We start from the raw sequence: 722 nt of genomic DNA, 5'->3' as shown, positions 1-722 counted from the left end.
GAGGACGACTGGAAAGCAGGCCTGCTCAAGAGCACGGCCACCGAAGAGGATGCGCTCGAAGAATATTTCTGCGTCCCCAAGCAGGGCGGTGGTGCCTATATCAAGCGCTCCCTAATTGAGCGGGCGATGCAGCCCGATATCCCCATTATTCGTTTCACCGCGCCAAAAGACTTCGAGCTGATGAGTGAAGAGACTCGCCTTGCTGTGGGATCTGTCTGGTGTGAGGAAAACCTCAAGCCCTGGCTGGAGAGTCTGGATCAGACCTGCCGCCATGTACTGGGTGAGGACTTTGCGCGCAAGGGTGACCTGTCGGTGTTTGTACCGTTGGCCATCGCCAGCAATCTGCGTAAGCGGGTGCCGTTCGTGGTGGAGTTGGCCAATGCCCCTTACGAGACCCAGCGTCAGATCCTCTTCTATTTATTATTGGGGTTGCCTCGCCTGCGCGCCGCTTCTTTTGATGCCACCGGTAACGGCGGTTATCTGGCAGAGGCCGCCCGCCTCAAGTGGGGGGCCAGCATGATCGAATGCGTGATGCTCAATGACCCCTGGTACCGGGAGTGGATGCCCAAGCTCAAGGTGGAGTTTGAAGACGACACCCTGGTGATCCCTCGTCATGCCGATGTGGTCGATGACCTGGGCAAAATCCAGGTCATCAACGGGGTACCAAAAATCGACAAGGGGCGCAGTACCGATGCCTCGGGCCAGAAGCGCCACGGTGACTT

The 722-nt window shown here is 58.0% G+C and carries 1 pseudogene; it reads left to right on the top strand.

Annotated features, from left to right (window positions below):
• A pseudogene (locus ACYVG7_RS00010) lies at positions 1-722 on the top strand (hypothetical protein); the annotation flags it as partial.

The sequence above is a fragment of the Pseudaeromonas pectinilytica genome (genome assembly GCF_054780855.1).
The sequence above is the reverse complement of the archived record's forward strand: the minus strand, read 5'-3'. Positions and strand labels throughout refer to the sequence as shown.